This is a genomic window from Microbacterium schleiferi, from assembly GCF_015565955.1.
GTDB lineage: Bacteria > Actinomycetota > Actinomycetes > Actinomycetales > Microbacteriaceae > Microbacterium > Microbacterium schleiferi_A.
In genome coordinates this window covers 2,028,260-2,048,977 of sequence record NZ_CP064760.1, presented here as the reverse complement: position 1 = coordinate 2,048,977, position 20,718 = coordinate 2,028,260, and the positions used below count along the sequence as shown (strand labels likewise).

20 protein-coding genes, 1 tRNA gene and 1 pseudogene are annotated in these 20,718 nt (G+C 67.5%); 12 read left to right on the top strand and 10 right to left on the bottom strand.

The window, feature by feature from the left end:
* Nucleotides 1-30 precede the first annotated feature (30 nt).
* A complete protein-coding gene (locus IT882_RS09865; protein WP_195691729.1) occupies nt 31-1,353 on the bottom strand; it encodes a flavin monoamine oxidase family protein in 1,323 nt (440 codons plus the stop codon).
* Between the two features lie 43 nt (nt 1,354-1,396).
* Nucleotides 1,397-3,091 (bottom strand): ABC1 kinase family protein, encoded by a 1,695-nt coding sequence (locus IT882_RS09860; protein WP_195691728.1) that lies wholly within the window; start codon nt 3,089-3,091, stop codon nt 1,397-1,399.
* Nucleotides 3,092-3,147: 56 nt separating this feature from the next.
* Here IT882_RS09860 and IT882_RS09855 point away from each other — a divergent pair, with 56 nt between their 5' ends.
* Entirely contained in the window at nt 3,148-3,684 is a 537-nt protein-coding gene (locus IT882_RS09855) for a hypothetical protein (RefSeq protein WP_195691727.1), read from the top strand.
* A gap of 2 nt (nt 3,685-3,686) precedes the next feature.
* Here IT882_RS09855 and IT882_RS09850 read toward each other — a convergent pair whose 3' ends face one another.
* From IT882_RS09850 to IT882_RS09830, 5 genes are all read right to left on the bottom strand, one after another.
* Nucleotides 3,687-4,268 carry a hypothetical protein gene (locus IT882_RS09850; RefSeq protein ID WP_195691726.1) on the bottom strand — a complete coding sequence of 194 codons (582 nt, stop codon included), beginning with the start codon at nt 4,266-4,268 and terminating at the stop codon, nt 3,687-3,689.
* Nucleotides 4,265-4,615: a hypothetical protein gene (locus IT882_RS09845; RefSeq protein WP_195691725.1), complete on the bottom strand. Its 351-nt coding sequence runs from the start codon at nt 4,613-4,615 to the stop codon at nt 4,265-4,267. The genes IT882_RS09850 and IT882_RS09845 overlap by 4 nt, the downstream gene beginning before the upstream one ends.
* Nucleotides 4,612-6,405 carry a TIGR03767 family metallophosphoesterase gene (locus IT882_RS09840; protein ID WP_195691724.1) on the bottom strand — a complete coding sequence of 598 codons (1,794 nt, stop codon included), beginning with the start codon at nt 6,403-6,405 and terminating at the stop codon, nt 4,612-4,614. Before IT882_RS09840 ends, IT882_RS09845 begins: the two co-directional genes overlap by 4 nt.
* Before the next feature lie 74 nt (nt 6,406-6,479).
* Nucleotides 6,480-7,061 (bottom strand): hypothetical protein, encoded by a 582-nt coding sequence (locus tag IT882_RS09835; protein ID WP_195691723.1) that lies wholly within the window; start codon nt 7,059-7,061, stop codon nt 6,480-6,482.
* Nucleotides 7,058-7,897 carry an inositol monophosphatase family protein gene (locus IT882_RS09830; protein ID WP_418887745.1) on the bottom strand — a complete coding sequence of 280 codons (840 nt, stop codon included), beginning with the start codon at nt 7,895-7,897 and terminating at the stop codon, nt 7,058-7,060. Before IT882_RS09830 ends, IT882_RS09835 begins: the two co-directional genes overlap by 4 nt.
* 105 nt (nt 7,898-8,002) lie before the next feature.
* Between IT882_RS09830 and IT882_RS09825 the strand changes: the two genes are divergently transcribed.
* Nucleotides 8,003-8,078 (top strand) — tRNA-Lys (locus IT882_RS09825).
* A 225-nt stretch (nt 8,079-8,303) separates the two neighbouring features.
* Here the strand turns inward: IT882_RS09825 and IT882_RS09820 are convergent.
* From IT882_RS09820 to IT882_RS09810, 3 genes are all read right to left on the bottom strand, one after another.
* The gene (locus IT882_RS09820) at nt 8,304-9,545 is read right to left on the bottom strand and encodes an MFS transporter (RefSeq protein WP_195691722.1); all 1,242 of its coding nucleotides are present in this window, start codon (nt 9,543-9,545) and stop codon (nt 8,304-8,306) included.
* Nucleotides 9,542-9,931, bottom strand: a complete 390-nt coding sequence (locus tag IT882_RS09815; protein ID WP_267490551.1) for a MarR family winged helix-turn-helix transcriptional regulator — start codon at nt 9,929-9,931, stop codon at nt 9,542-9,544. The genes IT882_RS09820 and IT882_RS09815 overlap by 4 nt, the downstream gene beginning before the upstream one ends.
* Before the next feature lie 137 nt (nt 9,932-10,068).
* Nucleotides 10,069-10,632 carry a TetR/AcrR family transcriptional regulator gene (locus IT882_RS09810; protein WP_195691721.1) on the bottom strand — a complete coding sequence of 188 codons (564 nt, stop codon included), beginning with the start codon at nt 10,630-10,632 and terminating at the stop codon, nt 10,069-10,071.
* 641 nt (nt 10,633-11,273) lie between these two features.
* Here IT882_RS09810 and IT882_RS16485 point away from each other — a divergent pair.
* The 10 genes and pseudogenes from IT882_RS16485 (at nt 11,274) to IT882_RS09760 (ending at nt 20,683) form a co-directional block, all read left to right on the top strand.
* A complete protein-coding gene (locus tag IT882_RS16485) occupies nt 11,274-11,873 on the top strand; it encodes a nitroreductase family protein (RefSeq protein WP_324253942.1) in 600 nt (199 codons plus the stop codon).
* Nucleotides 11,874-12,040: 167 nt separating this feature from the next.
* A complete protein-coding gene (locus IT882_RS09800) occupies nt 12,041-13,243 on the top strand; it encodes a substrate-binding domain-containing protein (RefSeq protein ID WP_195691720.1) in 1,203 nt (400 codons plus the stop codon).
* 15 nt (nt 13,244-13,258) lie between these two features.
* Nucleotides 13,259-14,065, top strand: a complete 807-nt coding sequence (locus tag IT882_RS09795; protein ID WP_195691719.1) for an ABC transporter ATP-binding protein — start codon at nt 13,259-13,261, stop codon at nt 14,063-14,065.
* Nucleotides 14,062-14,808: an ABC transporter ATP-binding protein gene (locus IT882_RS09790; protein WP_195691718.1), complete on the top strand. Its 747-nt coding sequence runs from the start codon at nt 14,062-14,064 to the stop codon at nt 14,806-14,808. The genes IT882_RS09795 and IT882_RS09790 overlap by 4 nt, the downstream gene beginning before the upstream one ends.
* On the top strand, nt 14,805-15,680 hold the full coding sequence (locus IT882_RS09785; protein WP_195691717.1) for a branched-chain amino acid ABC transporter permease: 876 nt from the start codon (nt 14,805-14,807) through the stop codon (nt 15,678-15,680). Before IT882_RS09790 ends, IT882_RS09785 begins: the two co-directional genes overlap by 4 nt.
* Nucleotides 15,677-16,791: pseudogene (locus IT882_RS09780) on the top strand (branched-chain amino acid ABC transporter permease). Before IT882_RS09785 ends, IT882_RS09780 begins: the two are co-directional and overlap by 4 nt.
* Nucleotides 16,788-18,356, top strand: a complete 1,569-nt coding sequence (locus IT882_RS09775) for a class I adenylate-forming enzyme family protein (protein ID WP_195691716.1) — start codon at nt 16,788-16,790, stop codon at nt 18,354-18,356. The pseudogene IT882_RS09780 and the gene IT882_RS09775 overlap by 4 nt, the downstream one beginning before the upstream one ends.
* Nucleotides 18,340-19,029, top strand: a complete 690-nt coding sequence (locus IT882_RS09770; RefSeq protein WP_195691715.1) for a TetR/AcrR family transcriptional regulator — start codon at nt 18,340-18,342, stop codon at nt 19,027-19,029. Before IT882_RS09775 ends, IT882_RS09770 begins: the two co-directional genes overlap by 17 nt.
* Nucleotides 19,026-19,778 (top strand): 3-hydroxybutyrate dehydrogenase, encoded by a 753-nt coding sequence (locus tag IT882_RS09765; RefSeq protein WP_195691714.1) that lies wholly within the window; start codon nt 19,026-19,028, stop codon nt 19,776-19,778. The genes IT882_RS09770 and IT882_RS09765 overlap by 4 nt, the downstream gene beginning before the upstream one ends.
* On the top strand, nt 19,775-20,683 hold the full coding sequence (locus IT882_RS09760) for an alpha/beta fold hydrolase (protein WP_195691713.1): 909 nt from the start codon (nt 19,775-19,777) through the stop codon (nt 20,681-20,683). The genes IT882_RS09765 and IT882_RS09760 overlap by 4 nt, the downstream gene beginning before the upstream one ends.
* The last annotated feature ends 35 nt before the right edge of the window (nt 20,684-20,718 follow it).

Genomic DNA, 20,718 nt, shown 5'->3' with positions numbered 1-20,718 from the left:
ACCCTTCGCGTGAGGGTTCGACGTAACTGCTCAGCGCCAGAGCGTGTCAATCGGGATGTCGTGATTCGCGATCCGCTCGGCGGCGCGGTGGCCCGAGAGCATCGCCGCGGGAACCGTCGCGGGATCGTCGGTCCAGGTCGCCTCCCCGGCCAGATGCAGCACGCCACCGATCGGTGTCGCGAGATCGTCGTGGTCGGCCGTGGTCGAACCGAGCGTCATATACGCATAGGAGCCTCGGGTGAACGGGTCGTCGTGCCACGACGTGATCGCCACGCTCGTGGGTTCGACGACGCGGTCGCCGTAGAGCCGGCGGAGCTGCACGAGGATGTCGGCGACGATGCGTTCGGCATCCCATCCGGCGACCTGTCGTGCTGTCGGTCCGGCCGCGAAGGTCAGCAGGGTCGGGGTGCCGTGCAGCGCGGTCAGGTCGTACCACGAGTGCCAGGCCCGCCCTTCGGGGCCCTGCTGACGAATCGCGTACACACCCTCATCCCAGAACTTCGTCGGGAAGCGGAGGAACACCTTTTCGAACGCGTTCATCGTGAGGCGGCTGAGCGCACCGGCGACCGGTTCAGGCAGCGGCGGATGGATGACGAACTCGTCGGACTGCAGGACTCCGACCGGCACCGTCACGACCGCGGTCTCGCCGCCGAACACGCCCCGGTCTGTCGAGACGACGACCCCGTCATCCGACCACTCCACCCGCGTCACGACATGCTCGAGGCGGATATCGAGCCCCGCGGACAGCCGCGTAGCGAGCACGTCGTAGCCATCCGGGAAGACGACCTCGTCGCCCTCGATCGCGTCATCGTCGAGGCCGTGCGCCGCAAGATCCTCGATCCAGGCGCCGTACTGCTCCTCCGCCCGGTGCTCGAGGTACTCGCGCACCCGCTGGGTCCGCTCGGCATCCCACCCCTGGTCCGCGAGCGCCTGTTCGGTGACATCGCGATACGACGCGTCGGGGGCGGATGCCGCGATCACGGCGAGCAGCGCCGCATCGACCGTGTGTACGTCGTCGGCGAAGGCTCGAGCCTCGGCATCCGAGAGGCGAACGCCGTCCGGGCCGTAGTAGGCGATCGGACGGCTATCGGGCTGGTATCCACCGACCGTGAACTCGACCATGCGCATCCCGAACGCGTCCGCAGCTGCAGCGACGGGGCTGCCGGTGATGCCGTGGATCCACGACGCGCCGAGGTCGGTGACTTCACCGCCCGTGCGATCGGTCTGTACGCGGCCGCCAACGCGGTCGCGCGCCTCGAGGATGACGACGGTGCGGCCGGCCGCCACGAGTAGTCGCGCGGCGGTCAGGCCAGAGATCCCGGCGCCGATGACAACAGTGTCGAAGCGTTTCATGCCCTGATTCTGCACTGTCCGGGTGCTCACGGGCAGTGCCCCGTTACGGACGTCGTCCTAGGAGGGCATCCACCGACGCGGTGACGAAGGATGCGGCAGCCCCAATCGCCAGCGCCACGCCGGCTGCGACAGGGGAGAGTGATCCTCCCTCGAACGGTGGAAGCACGAACATGACGAACGACGCGACGGCCAGCATCCCGCCGAGAATCACGGTCGAGACGCGACGGATGACGCCCGTGACGACACGGCGATCGCGGTCGTCGGCGAACAGCCGGATCTTGACGGTGAGTTTGCCGTCGGCAAGATCGCCGACGATGGTCTCGAGACGATCGGGAAGCCGCCGCAGGCGCGGGAACGCGCCCAGGGCTGAACGTCCGATGGCGCCGGCGAGCGCGCGCGGACGCAACTGGGAGAGGATGAGCGCCTGCGCCGCGTCGCGCGATTCGCCGATGACATCCATCGTCGGTGCCGCGGTGCGGAGGGTCCCCTCAAGGATCGCGAAGGCGCGACCCGCGGCGACGAGATCGGCAGGCAGCGCGCTGCCGTAGCGGGTGAACAGGTCGCTCGCGTTGTCGATCGTGCGCAGGGTGACGCGGGAACCGCTGCCGAGATCGTGGGTGACGAACTCGGCGAGTGCCCGTCGGAATCCGGGCTCGTCGGCGGGGTTTGCCAGCGGCATGATCGCCAGGGCGGCATCCGCGACCCGACGGGTATCGCCCTGCAGGAACGCAATCGCGAGGTCCTGAACCGTCTGCCGCAGGTCCCTGTCGAGCCGGCCGACCGAGCCGAAATCGATGAGTGCCGGTGTGCCCTCGGGATCGATGATGACGTTGCCCGGATGCAGGTCGGCGTGAAAGACGCCGTCGATCACAAGCTGGCGCAAGAAACTGCGCAGCACCGTGCGCAGGGCATCCTCGATCTCATCGGTCTGCCCCTCGCGCCGCAGTGCCGTGATCGTCTCGCCGTCGATGAACTCCATCGTCAGGACGCGGTCGGTGGAGAGGTCGGGGAAGATCCGCGGGATGCGCACCTCATCGCGGGCCGACCGCGCGGACTGGGCGAGACTCTCGAGGTTGCTCGCTTCGCGCGCGAAGTCGGCCTGATTGCGCAGATCCTGGGCGTACTGCTTCGCAATATCCAGCGCACCGAACTGGCGGGCCTGCTTGATGCGGCGGGTCGCCCAGCCGGCAAGCCGCAGCATGATGTCGATGTCGCAGTCCAGCAGGGCACGGATGCCAGGACGCTGCACCTTCACGGCCACGACGGTGCCGTCATCCAGTGTCGCCCGGTGCACCTGGGCGATGGATGCCGCAGCCAGCGGATCCACGTCGAAGGTCGCGAACCGACCACGGCGCTCGCCGAGTTCGCGCTCGAGGAGTTCCTCGATCTGCGCGGCGGGTGCAGGATTGACCTCTTTCTGCAGCCGTGAGAGCTCGCGTACCCACTCAGTCGGCAGGATGTCATCGCGGGTCGAGAGCAGCTGCCCGGCCTTGATGAAACCGCCGCCGGCCTCTTCGAGCGCTTCGCGCAGGCCGCGTGCCTGGCGTGCACGAACCTCGGCGGTCGCGGGGTCATAGCTGAAGTCGAGTTTGCGGAACGGCAGGAGCCCGTGACGCCGGGCCAGGGTCCAGATCTGACGGAACCGGGCGCGACGCTGTCGCCAGGTCAGGGGCTTCTCGCCCGCTGCCGCGGCGGCGAGGTTCGAGAATCGGGGTGGAGCGAACAGGGATGAGCTCACGGTCCGATTCTTCCCTGTCTTGCGGCCGCCCGGGTCATCCGGGTTACGGTGGGGCCATGACTCACGCGGATGCCGAGATCCAATCATCCGTCACGGGCAGCTCCGTGCTGCCCGGCGTCGAGATCGTCGCGCGCATTCGTCGGGTCGCGACCGTGACGGCCCTCGCGCTCTGGGTCTATGCGACCTTCACACGAGGCATGGCTGGCACATGTGCCGGTGGGATCGGGGCAGACGGGGGCTACATCGATTCGAACGGCAATCCGACCGAGGTGGTGCCGCAGTGCATGACGTTGACGCTGGAGCCGAGCCTGGTCGTGATCATCGCTGTCGTCCTCGCCTTCATCGTCGCGCTCACTCTCGTCATACGGCGAGCGCAGACGATTCCTGCGGCGCTTCGCATCCTCGACTGGGCTGCCATCGTGATCCTCGCTATCGCCGCGGTATCGCTGGTTGTTTCGCTCGCGTGGTTCGCGGTTCTTGAGGCCCCGATTCGCGACTGGAGCCCCGACGGCGACTGGTCGCTGATCTTCCCCTTCCCGTTCGGGGCGGTCGACGTGTCGATCACGCCGATGCCGGCATCCGTCACGGGGTAGCGTCAGGCCCGCTCGCGGCGCGGCGTCGCGAACCACGTCGCGAGCACGAACGCGCCGATCACGCCGATGACCAGCCACGTCAACGCGGCGCCTACACAGCCGGTGACGAAGAAGCCGAACATGAGCGCCGCAAACCACAGCAGCGCCACCAGAGCGAGTGTCACGAGGGTCAGCAGGATGCCGCGCAGCGGTGCTCGTGCGAACAGGCCGAAGCCCCACGCTGTGCGCTGCGGAACTCCGAAGACGGCCGGCAGCATGATGGCCGCGACAGCGAGCACCGGGATCACGAGCCACGCCGCGACGAGAGCGCTCGCCGACACTGCCAGCGTCAGCAGGAGCACCGCGAGCCACTCGCCCCAGGACGGCCACCGGGTGCCGCCCCCGAGCGCGGATCGGAACGCCGCACCGATAAGCCCCACGCTCACGACGACGCCGGCAATCGCGGCGAGCACCAGCACGACGAAGACCACGGATGCCGCGGGCGTGACGAACGGCGCCACGAGAAGCGCCTGCAGTGCGGTGTTCAGCACGACGGCGGGCACCCATACCCGCCAGGCGTGTCCGAGCAGAGCTCCCGTACTCACAGGTCACCTCGCACGGCATCGTCCAGGATGTCCCAGTACTTCCCGCTGTAGACGGTCTCGTCGCCGACGGTCACCGTGACGGTGTCGGTCGCATCGGCGGGGGACTCGACGGTGATCGTCTGACCCTCTGCCGTCTCGCCGGTGCAGGAAACCGCCTCGCCGGACTGCTCGCAGACCGGCGCGACGAGTACGTCGATGTTCTTCGCGAGCAGGATGTCGATCGCGGCGTACCGGATCTCGGTCATGTGGTTTCCGCCGACCGGTGCCAGAGCCTCAACCTGCGAGCATCCGGCCATGGTCAGCACGCTCGCCGCCAGCACGGATGCCGCGATCAGTGGCCGTTTCACAGTCCACGCTCCGTTTCGTAGGCCAGGATCCGAGCGTTCTCGGTCATGTGCTGGGTCTCCAGGGCGGCATCCGTGATCCGAGACAGATCGAACGGGGCCTTCAGGAGAAGCTCGGTATTGCGATCCAGCGGCGAACCGCGTCGCATCATGGGGCTTTCGGCCCAGTCGTTGGCGGCGAGTTCGCGCGAGCGCGATGCGAGGTCGGCGACGCTGCCGCTGGACCCGGGAACGGCGGGGGAGGCGTGATCGAGCACCGTCGTGAACAGCGAGAGCGTGCCGTCACGGTTGTCGACGATCTCGACGACCTGTTGCTGCTGCGGGAAGTCGATGCACGACGCGGTCGTGATTTCCCAGAACCCACGGTCGCCCTCGCCGTGCGCCAGGATCTGGTTCAGATGGGTGTGACCGTTGAGCCACCCGATCACGACGGGGTACTTCAGCAGCATCGCCACGAACTCCTCAGCGCCGTAGAGCTTCTGCGGGTCATCGAACCGCTGCGCCTTGTTCTCGAGCGTGAGGCTGTTGTGGTGGCTGAAGATGAGGACGAGCTTGTTCTCAGCCTGCGCCTGCTGCAGTTGCGCCTCGAGCCACCGGAACTGCACCTCGGGCACGCCGCCGTCGGGTCCGGCGACCTGATTGCACGTGTCGAGTCCGAAGCCGCGCACGTTCGGCGAGAGGTCGGTGACCCACCACGTCTCTCCGGAGTCGAGGTTGTGCTGCGTGAATCCGTGCCCCACGGGCCCGGGGGTCGGCTGCGTGTTGAAGTGCTCGGCCATGAATTCGCGCTGCTCGAACAGGTAGCGCTCGGGACTGGCCGCGACCTCCCGGAAGCCGGGACGTCCCCAGCCGAGGCCGAGGGCATCGACAGCCTGTTGCAGGACGCCGGTCGCCGCGGCCCACCCGCCAAGGGCCATTCCCGCGGTGCCCTCGAGCGCGTACGACTTCTGGGCGCCCACGGCGAGAGCGTGCAACTGCGGGCTCAGATTGAATGTGCCGAGCAGCAGCGTGTCGTGATTTCCGTACACGGCGTACCAGGGGGCGGGGAGTCCCACAGAGTCGACGGGCTTGGCGATCGCCTGGGAGAGCAGGTCGGGAAGCTGCGGGAACCCGTAGTCGCCGAAGGCGCCGCCTGTCGGGTCACCGGGTCGGTAGGCCCAGATCGCCTCTGCCCACGCCTGCACGCCCTGGAAGGTCGAGCTCGCGTACGCGGGGTCGACGCTGAGGCCGTCCATGAGGTCGATGTACCAGCGCAGCTCCTGGTGGGAGTGCATGTCGGCGGAGTCGCCGGTCACGATCGCCGCGCTCATCGGCGCCCCCGTCAGCGGGCTGTATCGCGCATCCGAGAACGCCTGCACCATGGCCGCCGTCGCGTGCGGGCTCAGCGGATCCTGGGGGTGGAACGCCGATCCCCAGGCCGAATGGTCTTGCACGATCATCGGCTCGATGCGCCCGGGCGACTGTGCGTCGATGACGTGGAGGTCTGAGAGGTGACCGAGGTAGAGCAGGGAGCGGCGCGCCGCCGCGCGCGACGCGGACGGTGCAGCGCGCAGGATGTCGAGCCGGGGAAGGTAGGGCTCGCCCGGGCCCGTCGTCAGACCCCGGTACGAGCCCTGGATCACGCTGCCCTGCAGGATCGTCTGCTGCAGCGTCGTCGGGATGCCGGCTGCTGTCTGGGCCGTTGTCTGCGCACGGGCGGCGAGGCCGCGTCCGAGCACGTCGATGTTCAGTCCGGTGGCAGCCGCGAGTGCGGCGACGCCGGTGAGAAAGTGGCGGCGGGAAAGTCCGGGCATCGATGCCGTCCGTTTCGGGTCAGGCGACAGTGCTCTGACTTTATCGGAACGGCGTGCGCCTGACGGGAACGAACTCAGGCATCGGGTCGCTCGATGAGGACGAGACCTTGTTTCGTCAGCGCAACGGTCACCCATCCGTCGCCGAACAGGTACGTCATCCCATACCCGTCCTCGTCGACAGCGACCGCGTACTGCGGATCCGTCGTGATGTAGGTGCCCTGGGGGCCGTCTTCACGGAGCCATCCCTGGGCAATGAGGTCTGACTGCAGGCGCGTTGCTTCGCTGGCGGCAACCGGGGCCCATCCGAAGACCAGCAGGTTGTCGGTCGCGGGGCCGTCGAAGTCAGCCCACGTGCACTGGAGGCCGCCTTCGACGACCGTCGCGCCGACGAGGAAATCGTCGGTGCGCGCGGTCCAGCCGTAGCTTGTCAGTTCTTCCACGAGCGAGGCCGAGATGAGCGTCTCGCACGACGGAGCAGACGCTTCCGCGGTCGGACTCGGTGTTGCATCCGGCGTCTCGATCGGCGCAGCGGGCGGCGCAGATTCTGTTGCCGTCGCGGTAGGCGCTGGTGTCGGGCTCGCCGAGCACGCCGCCAGCGCGAGTGCACCGAGAACGATCGGTGCAAGCAGGGTCGCGCGCGGTGTTGTGGATCTCACGATGCGGATCCGTCGTCGCGCAGCAGGTCGATGAAGGCGTCGTGCAGGATGCCGTTGGTGGCGATCCCGGAGCGATCGCTCAGGGTGTGGCTTCCGTCGACCGCCGTGAACCGGCCGCCGGCCTCGTGCAGGATCGGGACGTACGGCGCGACGTCGTACTCCTTGACGCCAAACTCGGCGACCATCTCGAGCCGGCCCTCCGCCAGCAGCATGTAGGGCCAGGCGTCGCCGTACCCGCGATCGCGCCAGACGGCCCGGGTCAGGCGGATGAGGTCATCGACCCGGCCCACCTCGTCCCACTGTTCGATGCTCTGAAAACTGATGCTCGACTTCTCGAGCGAATCGATCTCGGAGACCCGGAGCCGAGTTGGCGTGCCTGATGGGGTTGCGGTCCACGCGCCGAGTCCCGTGGCGCCCCACCAGCGGCGCCCGATCGCGGGTTGGCTCACGACCCCGACGCGGGGGACGCCATCGATCGCGAGCGCGATCAGCGTCGCCCACATCGGGATGCCCTTGAGGTAGTTCGCGGTGCCGTCGATCGGGTCGATGATCCACTCTCGTGCGGCGTTGCCGGAGGACCCGAACTCTTCACCGAAGATTCCGTCTTCAGGACGCTCGGCCTCGAGGATGTCGCGAATGGCCCGCTCGGTCGCCAGGTCTGCCTCCGTAACGTACGTGGCGTCCGGTTTGATCTGGATGTCGAGATCCGCGGCGTCGAAGCGTGCCATCGACACGGCATCGGCGGCATCCGCGAGCCTGAGCGCGAGCGCCAGTTCTGCCGAGAGATCGCCGTCGAAGGGGGCATCGAAGCTGTTCATCGAGGGGGAGGAGATCACGCGATCAAGGATAGGCCGCACTGCCCGGCGCGATTTCCGGGTGACGTCATCGTGATGGTAGTGTTGACCCTCGGTTCGCCGCGCGATCTGCGTGGTCATCCATCCGCACCTCTAGCTCAATCGGCAGAGCAACTGACTCTTAATCAGTGGGTTCAGGGTTCAAGTCCCTGGGGGTGCACCATTTTGTTACTGCACCTTCGTGGTGAGCGCCCGTCGCACCGGCTCCCGCTTCCGCACACCGTGTGAGAGTGCTCTCACATAGCGATCGCATAGCTGACGCCGAAGGTAGGTTCGTTACCAGAGCAACACCTTCGCGATATTCGGGTAATCGCGAAGAAGGCGGCCCGGGTGAGAGCCTCTCCCCGGGCCGCGTTTCTGTCTCGGGGGAACCCGCCGACCGGATGCCTCAGCCGGCGTCTCCGATGAGCACTGCCGCGCCCTCTTCTTGCGTGTCAGCCACACGGCCATCCACGCGGGCGAGGGTGCTGCGTCCGAGCAGGATGATCAACGCCGCGAGCATCACCGCGACAGCGGCGACGTAGTACGGAACGCTCGCCGAGAACGCGTGCCACAGCAGGGCTGCCAGCGGGGGAGCGGCAGCGCCGCCGAGGAAGCGAACGGCCGAGTACGCCGAGGACGCGACAGCCCGTGGGTGATCGGTCGCTTCCATGACCGCTTCCGTGAGCACCGTGTTCATGACGCCCAGCAGGAGTCCTCCGATGACGATGCAGGTGACCAGGGCTGCGGCAGACGACACCAGCAGCCCGGCGGCCAACAGATCGAGGGCCAGCAGCACCAGGACGATCTGCATGATCGTGGTGCGCGGCATCCGTCGTGCCAGCGCCGGCGCGACCCAGACGCTGGTGACCGCGAGCGCGACTCCCCAGCCGAAGAATGTCAGGCCGATCCCCATCGCGCCGAACCCGAGCGGGAACGGTGAGAAGGCGAGCAGGATGAAGAACCCGATGTTGTAGAAGAGGGCCGCTGCAGCGAGCACCGCAAGCGCCGGCGTGCGTAGTGCGCGGATCGGCGCCGACAGGGGAACGGGTGCCCGCCGCTCGCCGGTGCCGCGGACCAAGACCGCGACCGCGATGAACGCGATCGCCATGAGCACCACCACCCCGAAGAACGGGCCGCGCCAGCTGATCTCGCCGAGAAGGCCTCCCAGGAGGGGGCCGATCGCAATCCCGAGCCCGAGGGCAGCTTCGTAGAGGACGATGGCAGAGCCGCTGCCCCCGGATGCTGCCCCGACGATCGTGGCCAGCGCGGTGGAGATGAACAGTGCGTTGCCCAGGCCCCAGCCGGCGCGGAATCCGATGATCGCATCGACGCTCCCGCTGAGCGCCGACAGGAGGGAGAAGAGCACGATGAGCCCGAGTCCTGCCATGAGGGTGGCCTTGGTTCCGATGCGGCTCGAGATCCAGCTCGTCACGAGCATCGCGAGTCCTGTCACGAGGAGGTAGCTCGTGAACAACAGCTCGGTCTCGACGGCGGTCGCGTCGAGCGAGGCGGCAATCGCGGGCAGGATCGGATCAACCAGCCCGATTCCCATGAAGGCGACGACACACGCGAACGCGACGGCCCACACCTGCGCCGGCTGGCGCCACACCGAGGCGGCGGATGTCGGGGCGTGCGTTGCCGCGGTCATTGGTTGCGTCCTGAGGGGTTGAAGGGGGCATCGATTGTGCGCTCGCTCAGCACCTGGGCCGTGCGCTCGAGCGCCGCACGGTCGCCGTCGGTGAGATCAGCGAACAACGGAGCGAGCGTCTCACTCAGCTGAGCCCGCCAGCGAGTGAGAGCTCCGCGCCCGTCCGCGGTGATGCGCACGACGGTGGCTCGCGAATCCTCCGGGTCGGGGGAGCGGGTCACCAGGGCCTCATCGGTCATCTGGCCGATCAACCGCGTCATTCCGGGTTGCGTCGTCCGTGCGGCCGCAGCGAGTTCGCCGATCCGGAGCGCGCCCTCCCGATCCAGCACGGCGAGGGCGCGCCACTGCGCTGCGGGAGCGTCGTTTCCGGTGCGCTGGGCCGCAATGCGCGTAAGCGCATACGCCGCACTAATGATCGTCTCGAGGGGGTGCTGTCGGTCACGAGGTCAAATATATACCGCATGTATATAAATGCGGTATGTAAGCGGTGTGTACCCTGGCGATCGCGCCCCGGCTCTCGCGTTCACGGCGTGCCATATCCGGCGAGGAATCCGTCCACGATCCTTTCGACGGTCGCCGGTTCCTGCAGCGCGGGCGCGCCAGCTCGCTGCCACAAGCTCGCCGTAATGAACGGTGACAGTAGCTGGGCGGTTAAGACCATCGGGTCGCCTTCCTGCAGGCGGCCCTCGTTCTGATGTGTGGCGATGATATCGGCGCAGTGGCGCAGGTTCGGCATGAGCCCGCCGATGGCGGGCCTGAGCTCGGGATGCCGTGAGGCCTCGACCAGTACGGTCATCACGGCCCCTCCGTGTGCCTGGTTGGTCGCGCCGTAGGCGCGCGCAATCGATATGAGATCGGCTCGGAGGTCGCCGGAGTGGGGTGGCGCGGAGAACGCGGATGCGGCGAGCCGGTCGGCTAGCGCGGCCGCGATCAGCCGTGCTTTGGTTCCGAAGCGGCGGAAAAGCGTTACTTCACTGACGTCGTTCTCGGCGGCAATCGCCTGGACGGTCGTGCCGTCGTAGCCGCGTTCGGCGAGCACTCGTACGGTCGTGTCGAACACCGGCGTGAGGTTCACGATCTTCGGCATCCGACCTCCCTCTGGCGATACCCCTACCGGGTCGTTTATTGTAAGTCCAGACTATCAATAATTTGAGGAGAATCGACGATGGCCGCGACGCCGAGCGCTGGCGCCACGCGGCGGCGCCGCACAGTTCTTGAGCGGTTCGTCGCCGTGAAGACCAGGCTGCAGTTCACCGGCTGGCTGCAGTACCTCCCCACCGTGGCCGTTGCGCTCCTGCTGCTGGCAGCTGCCGGTATTACCGCCCTCGCGATCGGGTGGCACCCGCTCGGGGTCGGCATCCCGCTCTTCCTCGGCGGCGTCCTCGCGGCGATCTCGGCTGTCGACGTCGTGACGCTCAAGGGAGGAATCCGCCCCGCCGAGCGGCGCCCCCCGCGCCGGGACGACCTGGATGCCTTCGAACTCATGCGCTCGCGCCGCTCCTGCCGGTCTTTCCAGAGGCGCCTTCTGAGTGACACCGATCGCGCCGACCTTCTCACTTCCGTCGGGGTGCACACCCGCTCCGATGTCCTGATCGGGAAAGCTCAGGTGCGCCTCGAATATGTGCAGGCGACCCTGACGGTGTGGCCGGCTGTCGGTGCGACGGAGTTCTTGGTCGCGGTCGCCCCTGCTGAGTATGCCGGACGGCGGTTGTCGATGTCGGACGCAGCCTGCAGCGGGTTGTCATCGACGCGACGCGTGCGGGTGTCGCCACATGTTGGATCGGACCGGGCGCCCACCACGGAAGCATCATCGAGAATCTCGGTTCCCGGTTCACCGCCGACCGCGACCACATCATTTGCGTGTGTGCCATCGGCTACCGCTCGCGACTACTGCCGATCATGATCCGCCTCATGCAGCTCATTCAGCACCGTCGCAAGCCTCTGAGTGAGCTCTTCTTCGGAGGCGGGGACCTCGCTCGGCCGCTCGAAACCACGAGGGCACCGTTCTCGGAATTCGGCCGAACCTACGAGGCGTGCCAGTGGTCGCCCTCGTCCTTCAACGCTCAGCCCACGCGGGCCGCGGCCATCATCGAAGAGAATCTCGGCGAGCGTCGCCTCGTGCGCGTCGATTTCGTCTCGGCCGCAGCCTCCCGCTACTACGCGCCTGTCGCGGCAGGCATCTGGTGCGCGAGCTGGGAGTACGGCGCGGAGGCGCTCGGCATCCACGGGCGCTTCGCGCTCGTGGACGCGGCGGATGCCGGCGTCGACGAACCGCTCGTCTACAACGTGTCGTGGGTGCTCGACGAACCCCTGCTCGCTTCGGGCTGACAGGAGTGCCGCCGCGATCAGTTGCTCCAGACGACATCCGGTCGCGAATCGGTAACGATGCCGACATCCACCCAGCGTGACTTGCCCTGCGTGTCCTCGTCACCTACTGTAGGTGCCACCTGAATCAGCTTTCAGGTATGCCCCTTCCAACGGTGAAAGGCACGCACATGCGGGTTACAAAGAAGTTGCTCCTGGGCACGGTGGTTGCCACCAGCGCCCTTGTTATGGCGGCCTGTGCGCCGCAGGCCGACGGTGGTGACACCGGCGGCGACGAGACCATGGGTCCCTCTGAGGTCACGGTCGGCATCGTCTCGAGCGAGAGCGGAGCGCTCGCCGGCTACGGCGAGCAGTACCTCTGCGGTCTCCGCGCGGGAATGTCGTACGCGACCGACGGCACGAACGAGATCAACGGAACGACCATCAACGTCGAGTACCGTGACGACGCGGGCGACCCCGACAAGGCCGTCACTGCCGTCAAGGAACTCATCGGTGACGGCGTCAACATCATCGCCGGCACCGTCTCCTCGGGTGTCGCACTCGCGGTGGCCGAGCAGGCTGAGCAGAACAAGGTCCTCTACATCTCGGGCCCCGCCGCTGCCGACGCGATCACCGGCATCAACGAGTACACCTTCCGCTCGGGACGCCAGAGCTCGCAGGATGTCGCAACAGCGGGCACCTTCCTCGATGACATCTCGGGCAAGACCGTGACCGTATTCGCTCAGGACACGGCGTTCGGTCAGGGCAACGTCGCCGCCGTCGAGGCGATCCTCGGTGGCCAGGGCGCCACGGTCAACTCGGTCCTCGTGGCCGAAGATGTGACCGAGTTCACCCCGTTCGCGCAGCAGGTGCTGGCGGGCAGCCCCGACCTCGTCTTCGTGGCCTGGGCCGGCGCGACCTCGGGCGCGATGTGGCAGGCGATGAGCCAGCAGGGCGTTCTTGACGCGATCCCGGTCGTGACCGGTCTCGGCGACTCGGCCACGTTCGGCGCGTACGGTGAGGCTTCGGAGAAGATCAACTTCCTGAACTACTACTTCCCCGGCGCTCCCGACAACGCGGTCAACACCGAGATGGTCAGCCTTCTCGAGGCCGACGGCTGCACGCCCGACCTGTTCAGCCCCGATGGCTTCAACGCGGCGCTCATGATCGTGCACGCGATCGAAGAAGGGCAGGGCGACGTCGACGCGATGATCTCCGCACTTGAGGGCTACTCGTTCGACGGACCCAAGGGCACCCTCACGGTCCGCGCGGGTGACCACGCGCTCCTGCAGGAGATGTACCAGGTCAAGCTCGTCGCCGACGGTGACACGTTCGTTCCTGAGCTGATCGACACGGCTTCGGCTGACGCGGTAGCACCCGCCGAAGCGCAGTAAGAGGCTGATCGAACAATGAGCAATCCGGTTCCGTCCGCGCCCGCGCACACCCCCGCGCCCTCCGCCCTCCGGGTGGAGAACCTGGGGCTGCAGATCGGCGGCGCGACAATTCTGAAGGATGTCGACCTCGATGTCGCCCCGGGTTCCCTGGTCGGCGTCATCGGGCCGAACGGCGCGGGCAAGACCACGCTGTTCAACATCGTCTCCGGCATCATGACCCCCACAGCAGGTCGGGTCTTGATGAACGGTGAAGACATCACGACGATGTCCGTGCCCGCCCGGGCGCGGGCGGGACTGGGGCGCACGTTCCAGACCTCGAGCCTGTTTCCCAAGCTGAGCGTGCTCGAGAACGTCCGGCTGGCCGCGCAGGTGGCGGTCGGTCGCGACTACTCCCTCTTCCACTTCCCCTCCCGAGCGGGTGGTGCGAAGAAGGATGCCGCGACGCAGCGCGCCTTGCACAACCTCGACGAGGTGGGCCTGACGCACAAGCTGCTCACCCCAGCCGGCGACATCTCTCACGGCGACAAGCGCAAGCTCGAGATCGCCGTGCTCCTGGCGATGGACTCGAAGATCGTGCTGCTCGATGAGCCCATGGCCGGTGTCGCCTCGGGCGACGTCACGGGGCTCGTCGACAACATCCGCGAGCTCCAGGAGCGCACCGGCTGCACCGTCCTCATGGTCGAACACCACATCGATGTGCTCATGGGACTCGTGGAGAAGGTCGCCGTGATGTACTTCGGGTCGATCATCGCCTTCGACTCACCCGCCGAGATCATGGCTAACCCGCTCGTGCAGAGCGCGTACCTGGGGACCGCCGCATGAGCGCCATCCTTGAGGTCACCGACCTGCGTTGCTCGATCGGCGGTCAGCCCGTGGTCGAAAGCGTGACCTTCTCTGTCCCTGCCACCGGAATCACGGCGGTTCTCGGACGCAACGGCGTCGGCAAGACCTCGACGTTGCGCGGCATCCTGGGCCTGATCCATCGCCGCGGCGAGGTTCGCCTGTCGGGGGAGCGCGTCGACGCTCTTCCCACCCATCGGATCGTGAAGCGCGGAGTCGGGTACGTCCCCGAGGATCGCGAAGTCTTCGCCAAGCTCACGGTCGCCGAAAACCTCGCGTTGGCCGAGCGACAGCGCAATCCGCGACGTGAGTTCGTCGCCGAGCTCTTCCCCGACCTCGTGAATCGTCGCGACCAGATGGCGGGCACGCTTTCGGGCGGCCAGCAGCAGATGGTTTCGGTCGCTCGAGCGCTCATGAACGACAACCAGCTGCTGTTGGTCGACGAGCCGACGAAGGGGCTCGCGCCCAAGATCGTCACCGAAGTGGCGGACGCCCTCGAAGAGGCGGCCAAGACGGTTCCGATCCTGCTGGTCGAACAGAACCTCGAGGTCGTCAAGCGACTTGCCCACGACGCGATCGTCATCGACAGCGGTCGTGTCGTCCACGTCGGCTCGGCCCGCGAGATCCTCGACGACGAGGAGCTCACCCAGCGTCTGCTCGGCGTCCACGCCGAGCGGCCCGCGGATGCCGACACCGCCGCACCGTCTCCGGAGGCCCACTCGTGAGCACCATCATCCTGACGCTCGTGACCGGTGTCGGTCTCGGCGCCCTGTACTTCCTCGTCGCATCGGGGCTGAGCCTGATCTACGGGCTCATGCACGTTCTCAACTTCGCCCACGGGGCCTTCCTGACCCTGAGCGCCTTCCTCGGATGGATGGTCGCGCAGGCGCTCGGCACGGATTCCTGGTGGTCGTTCCTCGTCTCGATCCTGGTCGGCGCCGGCGTCGGCGCAGTGTTCGCCACCCTCACCGAACTCGTCCTGATCCGACCGCTCTACGAGCGACACATCGAACAGGTCCTCGTCACGGTCGGGCTCTCCTTCGCCGCCGTTGCGCTGTTCGAAGGAGTCTGGGGAACCGACGCGATCCCGATCGCCGGTCCGCCGTGGCTCAAGGAGACGACCGAGATTCTCGGCGCCCGCATCCCCAACGTGTACTGGGTGCTGATGCTTGCCGCCGCCCTCGTGCTGGCAGCGCTCGTGCTGTTCTTGCAGAAGACCCGGTACGGCATGATCATCCGCGCCGGCGTCGAGAACCGCTCGATGGTGACGGCACTCGGGATCGACGTGCGCCGATCCTTCACGCTGGTCTTCGCGATCGGCGGGGCCGCTGCCGGTATCGGCGGCGTGCTGGCGATGCATTACTCCACCTTCGTGTCAGCGCACCTGGGCTCGACCCTGCTGATCTTCGCGTTCATCGTGACGGTGGTCGGCGGCCTCGGATCGCTGACGGGGGCTGCCGTGGCATCCGTGCTGGTCGCGGTGCTGCAGCAGTTCGCGAACTTCTACCTCGGCGGCACCGGCGACTTCATCGTCGTCATCCTGTTGGCGGTCGTCCTCCTCGTGCGGCCCTCTGGTCTCCTCGGGAGGAAGGCATGAGCATTCGTCGATACTGGCCGGCCCTTGTCGGCGTTGCGCTCGTGATCTTCATGGCCGTCCTGCCGCTCTTGAACATCTCGATCCCGGGCATTCTCCCGACGCCCACCTACCAACCCGGCACGCTCGCGCTGCTCTCGCTGTGCATGGTGTTCGCATCCCTCGCGCTGTCGTACAACCTGCTGCTGGGCACGTCGGGGATGCTCTCCTTCGGCCACGCGCTCTACTTCGGCGCCGGCGCCTACGGCTTGGGTATCGCCCTCGAACACTTCGGAGTCCCCTGTTCCCGGGTGTGTTCGTCGCGCTCATCGGCGGGATGATCATCGCCTTCGTCACGGGTGCTGTCGCCATGCGCGTCTCGGGAATCCCGTTCGCGATGGTCACGCTCGCCTTCGCGCAGGCAGGCTCCGTGCTCGTGCGTCGCAACTCCGCGATCACGGGCGGTGAGGAGGGCCTGAGCCTCAATACCGAGCAGGTGCCCGACTTCCTGGTTGGCGTGATCAACACCCGCAACCTGTACTGGTTCGCTCTCGCGGTGCTGGTGATCGTGTACCTCGTGACCCTGTGGGTCGACACGTCCCGTCTCGGCCACCTCGCGCGGGCCACCCGCGAGAACGAGCAGCGCGTTCGCGTCCTCGGGCTCCGGCCGTACCGGGTGCGGCTCATCGTCTTCGTGATCGCGGCGGTGCTCGCGAGCCTCGCCGGCGTCGCGTACATGTTGCTGCAATCCGGCACGGTGCCGCGTTCTGTCTCGGCCGATCTCACCATCACGGTGCTGGTCATGGTCGTGCTCGGCGGTGCTGGATTCCGATGGGGTGCGATCGTCGGGGGCGTGCTGTACACGCTGCTCGATCAGCGTCTGACGGTTCTTGCCGGATCCGAAGCCATCGAATCCCTCCCCGATTTCCTGCGCATCCCGCTGTCCGAGCCGCTGTTCCTGCTGGGCGCCTTGTTCATCATCGTCGTCATGTTCCTGCCCGGCGGTATCGCCGGCACGATCGACGGGTGGTGGCGTCGCCGACACGGCGAGCGCCACGTGCGCGATAGTCTGCGGAGCATCGATGACGCGGAGGCAGATGCCGACGCGGTCGGTGCCTCGGAGGTTCGAGCGTGAGCAACGACGTACAAGACGAGTCGCACACGATCGGCCGGTGGCTGATCGAGCGCGCCGCGCACACGCCGCATGGCGTCGCGATCGACGATCGCGGGGTAACCATCGACTACGCCGATCTTGCGCGGCGGGCTCGCGAACTCGCCGACCGCCTCGCGGAGGCGGGTTTCGGCCCGGGATCGCGCATCGCGACCCTCGCGGGCAATTCCATCGATCACGTCGTGCTCTTCTTCGGCTGCGCGTTGGTCGGTGCCGCGTTCGTTCCGCTCTCGTGGCGCCAGAGCACACGAGAGCTCGTCGACACGCTCGGCCGCAGCGATCCGCAGCTGCTGGTCGTGGATGACGAGTTCGCCGTAGCCGCGGGCGAAGCCGTGCGGGAACTCGCGGACCCGCCGCTGCTGGCCTTTCTCGGCACCGCGGGCGTCGAGAACGCGGTGCCGCCAGCTCGCGATCCGCAGCCGGCCCGTGCTGTCCGGGACGACGATCCTCTGCTGATCGTCTACACGTCGGGGAGCGAAGCGGCACCCAAGGGCGTCATCCTCACCCACGCGAACTGCTTCTGGAACAACCTGGCCCTCGGTCGCGCCCTGCCGCTGGGCGAGGGGGATGTCGTGCTCAGCGTGCTGCCGCAGTTCCACGTCGCCGCGTGGAACTGCCAGCCGCTGCTTGCGTGGTGGGGCGGAGCGACGGTCGTGCTGGAGCGGTCGTTCGACACCGAGCGGGTGTTGCAGCTCATCCGCGAGCGCCGCGTCACGGCGATGATGGGAGTGCCGACGCAGTACGCGATGCTCGCTGAATCCCGCGGCTGGGACACGAGCGACCTGTCTTCGATCCGCCTCGCCCTGGTGGGCGGGGCGACCCTCCCCGGCGCGGTCCGGGACGCGTGGCAGGACCGGGGCATCGAGTTGGTTCAGGGCTACGGCCTCACCGAGGCCGGCCCCAATGTGCTGCACTGCCCGAACGGCATCGCCGAGGGTCACGAAGGGGCGGTCGGTCGGCCATACCCCCACGTCAGCGTTCAGATCGTTGACCCCGACACGCTGCTGCCGCTTCGGGGAGAGGCGACGGGCGAGTTGTGGGTGCGAGGCCCCAGCGTCTTCGCGGGATACCTCGGCGACCCGGATGCGACGGCGCGGGCCATGCACGGCGACTGGCTGCGCACCGGCGATCTCGTCCACCGCGATCGCGACGGCGTCTTCACCGTCGTCGACCGGCTCAAAGACATCTTCATCTCCGGGGGAGAGAACGTCGCGCCCGCCGAGGTCGAGCACGCGCTGGGTCTGCACCCGCTGGTCACCGGGGCCGCCGTGGTCGGCGTCCCCGACCCGGTCTGGGGCGAACGGGGCGTCGCGTTCGTCACGGTTCGCGTTGGCGCGCTCGTCTCAGCGGACGAGATCATCGCGCACGCGCGGCGCACGCTCGCGGCCTTCAAGGTCCCGGTCGCCGTCGAGGTCGTCGAGCGGTTGCCGCGTTCGTCCATTGACAAGCTCGCCCGATCGCGGCTGCGTGAGCGCGCCCGCGTGATCATGGCATCGGCTCAGGAGGTGTCCCATGAGCATTCCCGCTGAAGACGAGGACCTCGCTCCGGTCTCGTCGGCCACGGGACGCCCGCTGACCAAGCGCGGGGAGGCCACCCGGCAGCGGCTTCTCGAGGCCGCCGAAACGGTGTTCGCCGAGCAGGGCTACCACGAGGCATCCATCGTGAAGATCACCGAGCGCGCTGGTATTGGCCTGGGAACCTTCTATCTGTACTTCGACAGCAAACAGACGATCTTCGAGGCGCTCGTGATCGATCTGAACCGTCGGGTGCGGCACTCGATGTCGGAATCGATGGCGGGCGCCGCGAGCCGGCTCGAGGCCGAACGCGCGGGGTTCGCCGGGTTCTTCCGGTTCACCGCCGCCCACCCCGCGCTCTACCGGGTCGTGCGCGAGGCAGAGTTCGTGTCACCCGAGATTCTGCGATTGCACTACACCCGGATCGTCGAAGGCTACGAGGCGGGGCTACGCGCAGCCCAGGGGAGTGGGGACGTCGACCGCGCCCTCGATCCCGAGGTGACGGCGTGGGCGCTCATGGGTATGGGAGAGCTCATCGGCATGCGTTTCCTGCTGTGGGAGCGCGATGCCGAGGGCCGACCTCCTGCCGAGCTCGACCCCGCGGTGATGGCGTCCATGTCGACGCTCATCGACAACGCGCTCGCTCCCCGAGCACATGAGCGCAGCGAGAAGGAGGAGAACCGATGACCGAGCAGGATCTTGCGGGTCGGCGTGCACTGGTCACGGGTGGCGCGAGCGGCATCGGGCTGGCGTGCGCTACCGAGTTCGCCTCGCGCGGCGCCACCGTCGTCGTCGCCGATCTCAACGCCGATGCCGCGCATGCGGCTGCCGAGAACATCGGTGGCGAGGCGTGGGTCGTGGACCTCTCTGACACCGAGGCGCTCGACGACCTGAGCCTCGAGGTCGACATCCTGGTCAACAACGCCGGCATCCAGCGCGTGAGCCCCATCGCCGAGTTCGACCCCGGCACCTACCGGATGATGATGCGCCTGATGCTCGAATCGCCGTTCCTGCTGGTGCGCGCAGCCCTGCCGCACATGTACGCGAAGGGGTGGGGGCGGATCATCAACATTTCGAGCGCCCACGGGCTGCGCGCGAGCCCGTTCAAGGTGGCCTACGTCGCTGCCAAGCACGGACTGGAAGGTCTGTCGAAGGTCACGGCGCTCGAGGGCGGACCGCACGGGGTCACGAGCAACTGCATCAATCCGGCCTACGTGCGAACGCCGCTCGTAGAGAAGCAGATCGCCGACCAGGCCAAGGTTCACGGCATTCCCGAGAGCGAGGTTGTCGAGAAGATCATGCTCACCGAGACTGCCGTCAAGCGGCTCGTGGAGTCGGACGAGGTGGCTTCCCTGGCCGGGTGGCTTGTGTCCGACAAGGCGGGGATGGTCACGGGCGCGTCCTACACGATGGACGGTGGGTGGACCGCACGATGAGCGCACACACGTATCGCACCGACGACGTCGCCGTTCCCGGGGGAGACCTGCACGTCGGCGTCTGGGACCCGGTGGCTCCGCAGACCGGACAGGTACTGCTCATCCACGGCGTGACCGCCTCTCACCTGGCATGGCCGTTCGTGGTCGAGGAGCTTCCCGGCATCCGTGCCATCGCCCCCGATCTTCGCGGACGCGGGCGCAGCAACGACCTGGCGGGACCCGCGGGGCTTGCGGCCCACGCCGATGACCTGGTCGCCGTGCTCGATCACCTCGGCATCGAGCGCATTCCCGTCGTCGGCCACTCCATGGGAGCCTTCGTGGCCGTCGTGTTCGCCCACCGGCATCCGTCCCGGGTCGAGAGCCTGCTGCTCATCGATGGTGGGATGCCCCTCGACGTTCCGGCGGGGATGGATGCCGACGCTGTCGTCGCGCACGTGCTCGGCCCCACGGCTGCTCGGCTGTCGATGCGGTTCGCCTCCATCGATGACTACCTCGACTTCTGGCGCCCCCATCCTGCCTTCACGCAGGCCTGGTCGCCGGAGCTCGAGAGCTACTTCGCGTACGACCTCGTCGAGGACGGATCCGGCCGGCTGCGTCCCGCAACGAGCTACGAGACGACGGTCGAAGACACGATCGACATGAACACCGGATCGTCGTTGCCGGCGGCGCTCGCCGATCTTCAGCACCCGACAGCGCTGATCACGGTGCCGCGGGGGCTGCAGAACGAGAAGCCCGGCCTCTACGCGCCGCCGTACCTCGAGGGCATCTTGGCGGAGTATCCGAGCGTCGAACACACGCGGCTCGGGGATCTCAATCACTACACGATCGTGATGAGCCGGCCCGGTGCACGCGTCGTCGGCGACGCGATCCGCGCGGTGGTGGCACACCAGCACCCCGTCGCCTGACCTGCGCCCGGTCGTCGAGCTGCGCCTTCCGGTCT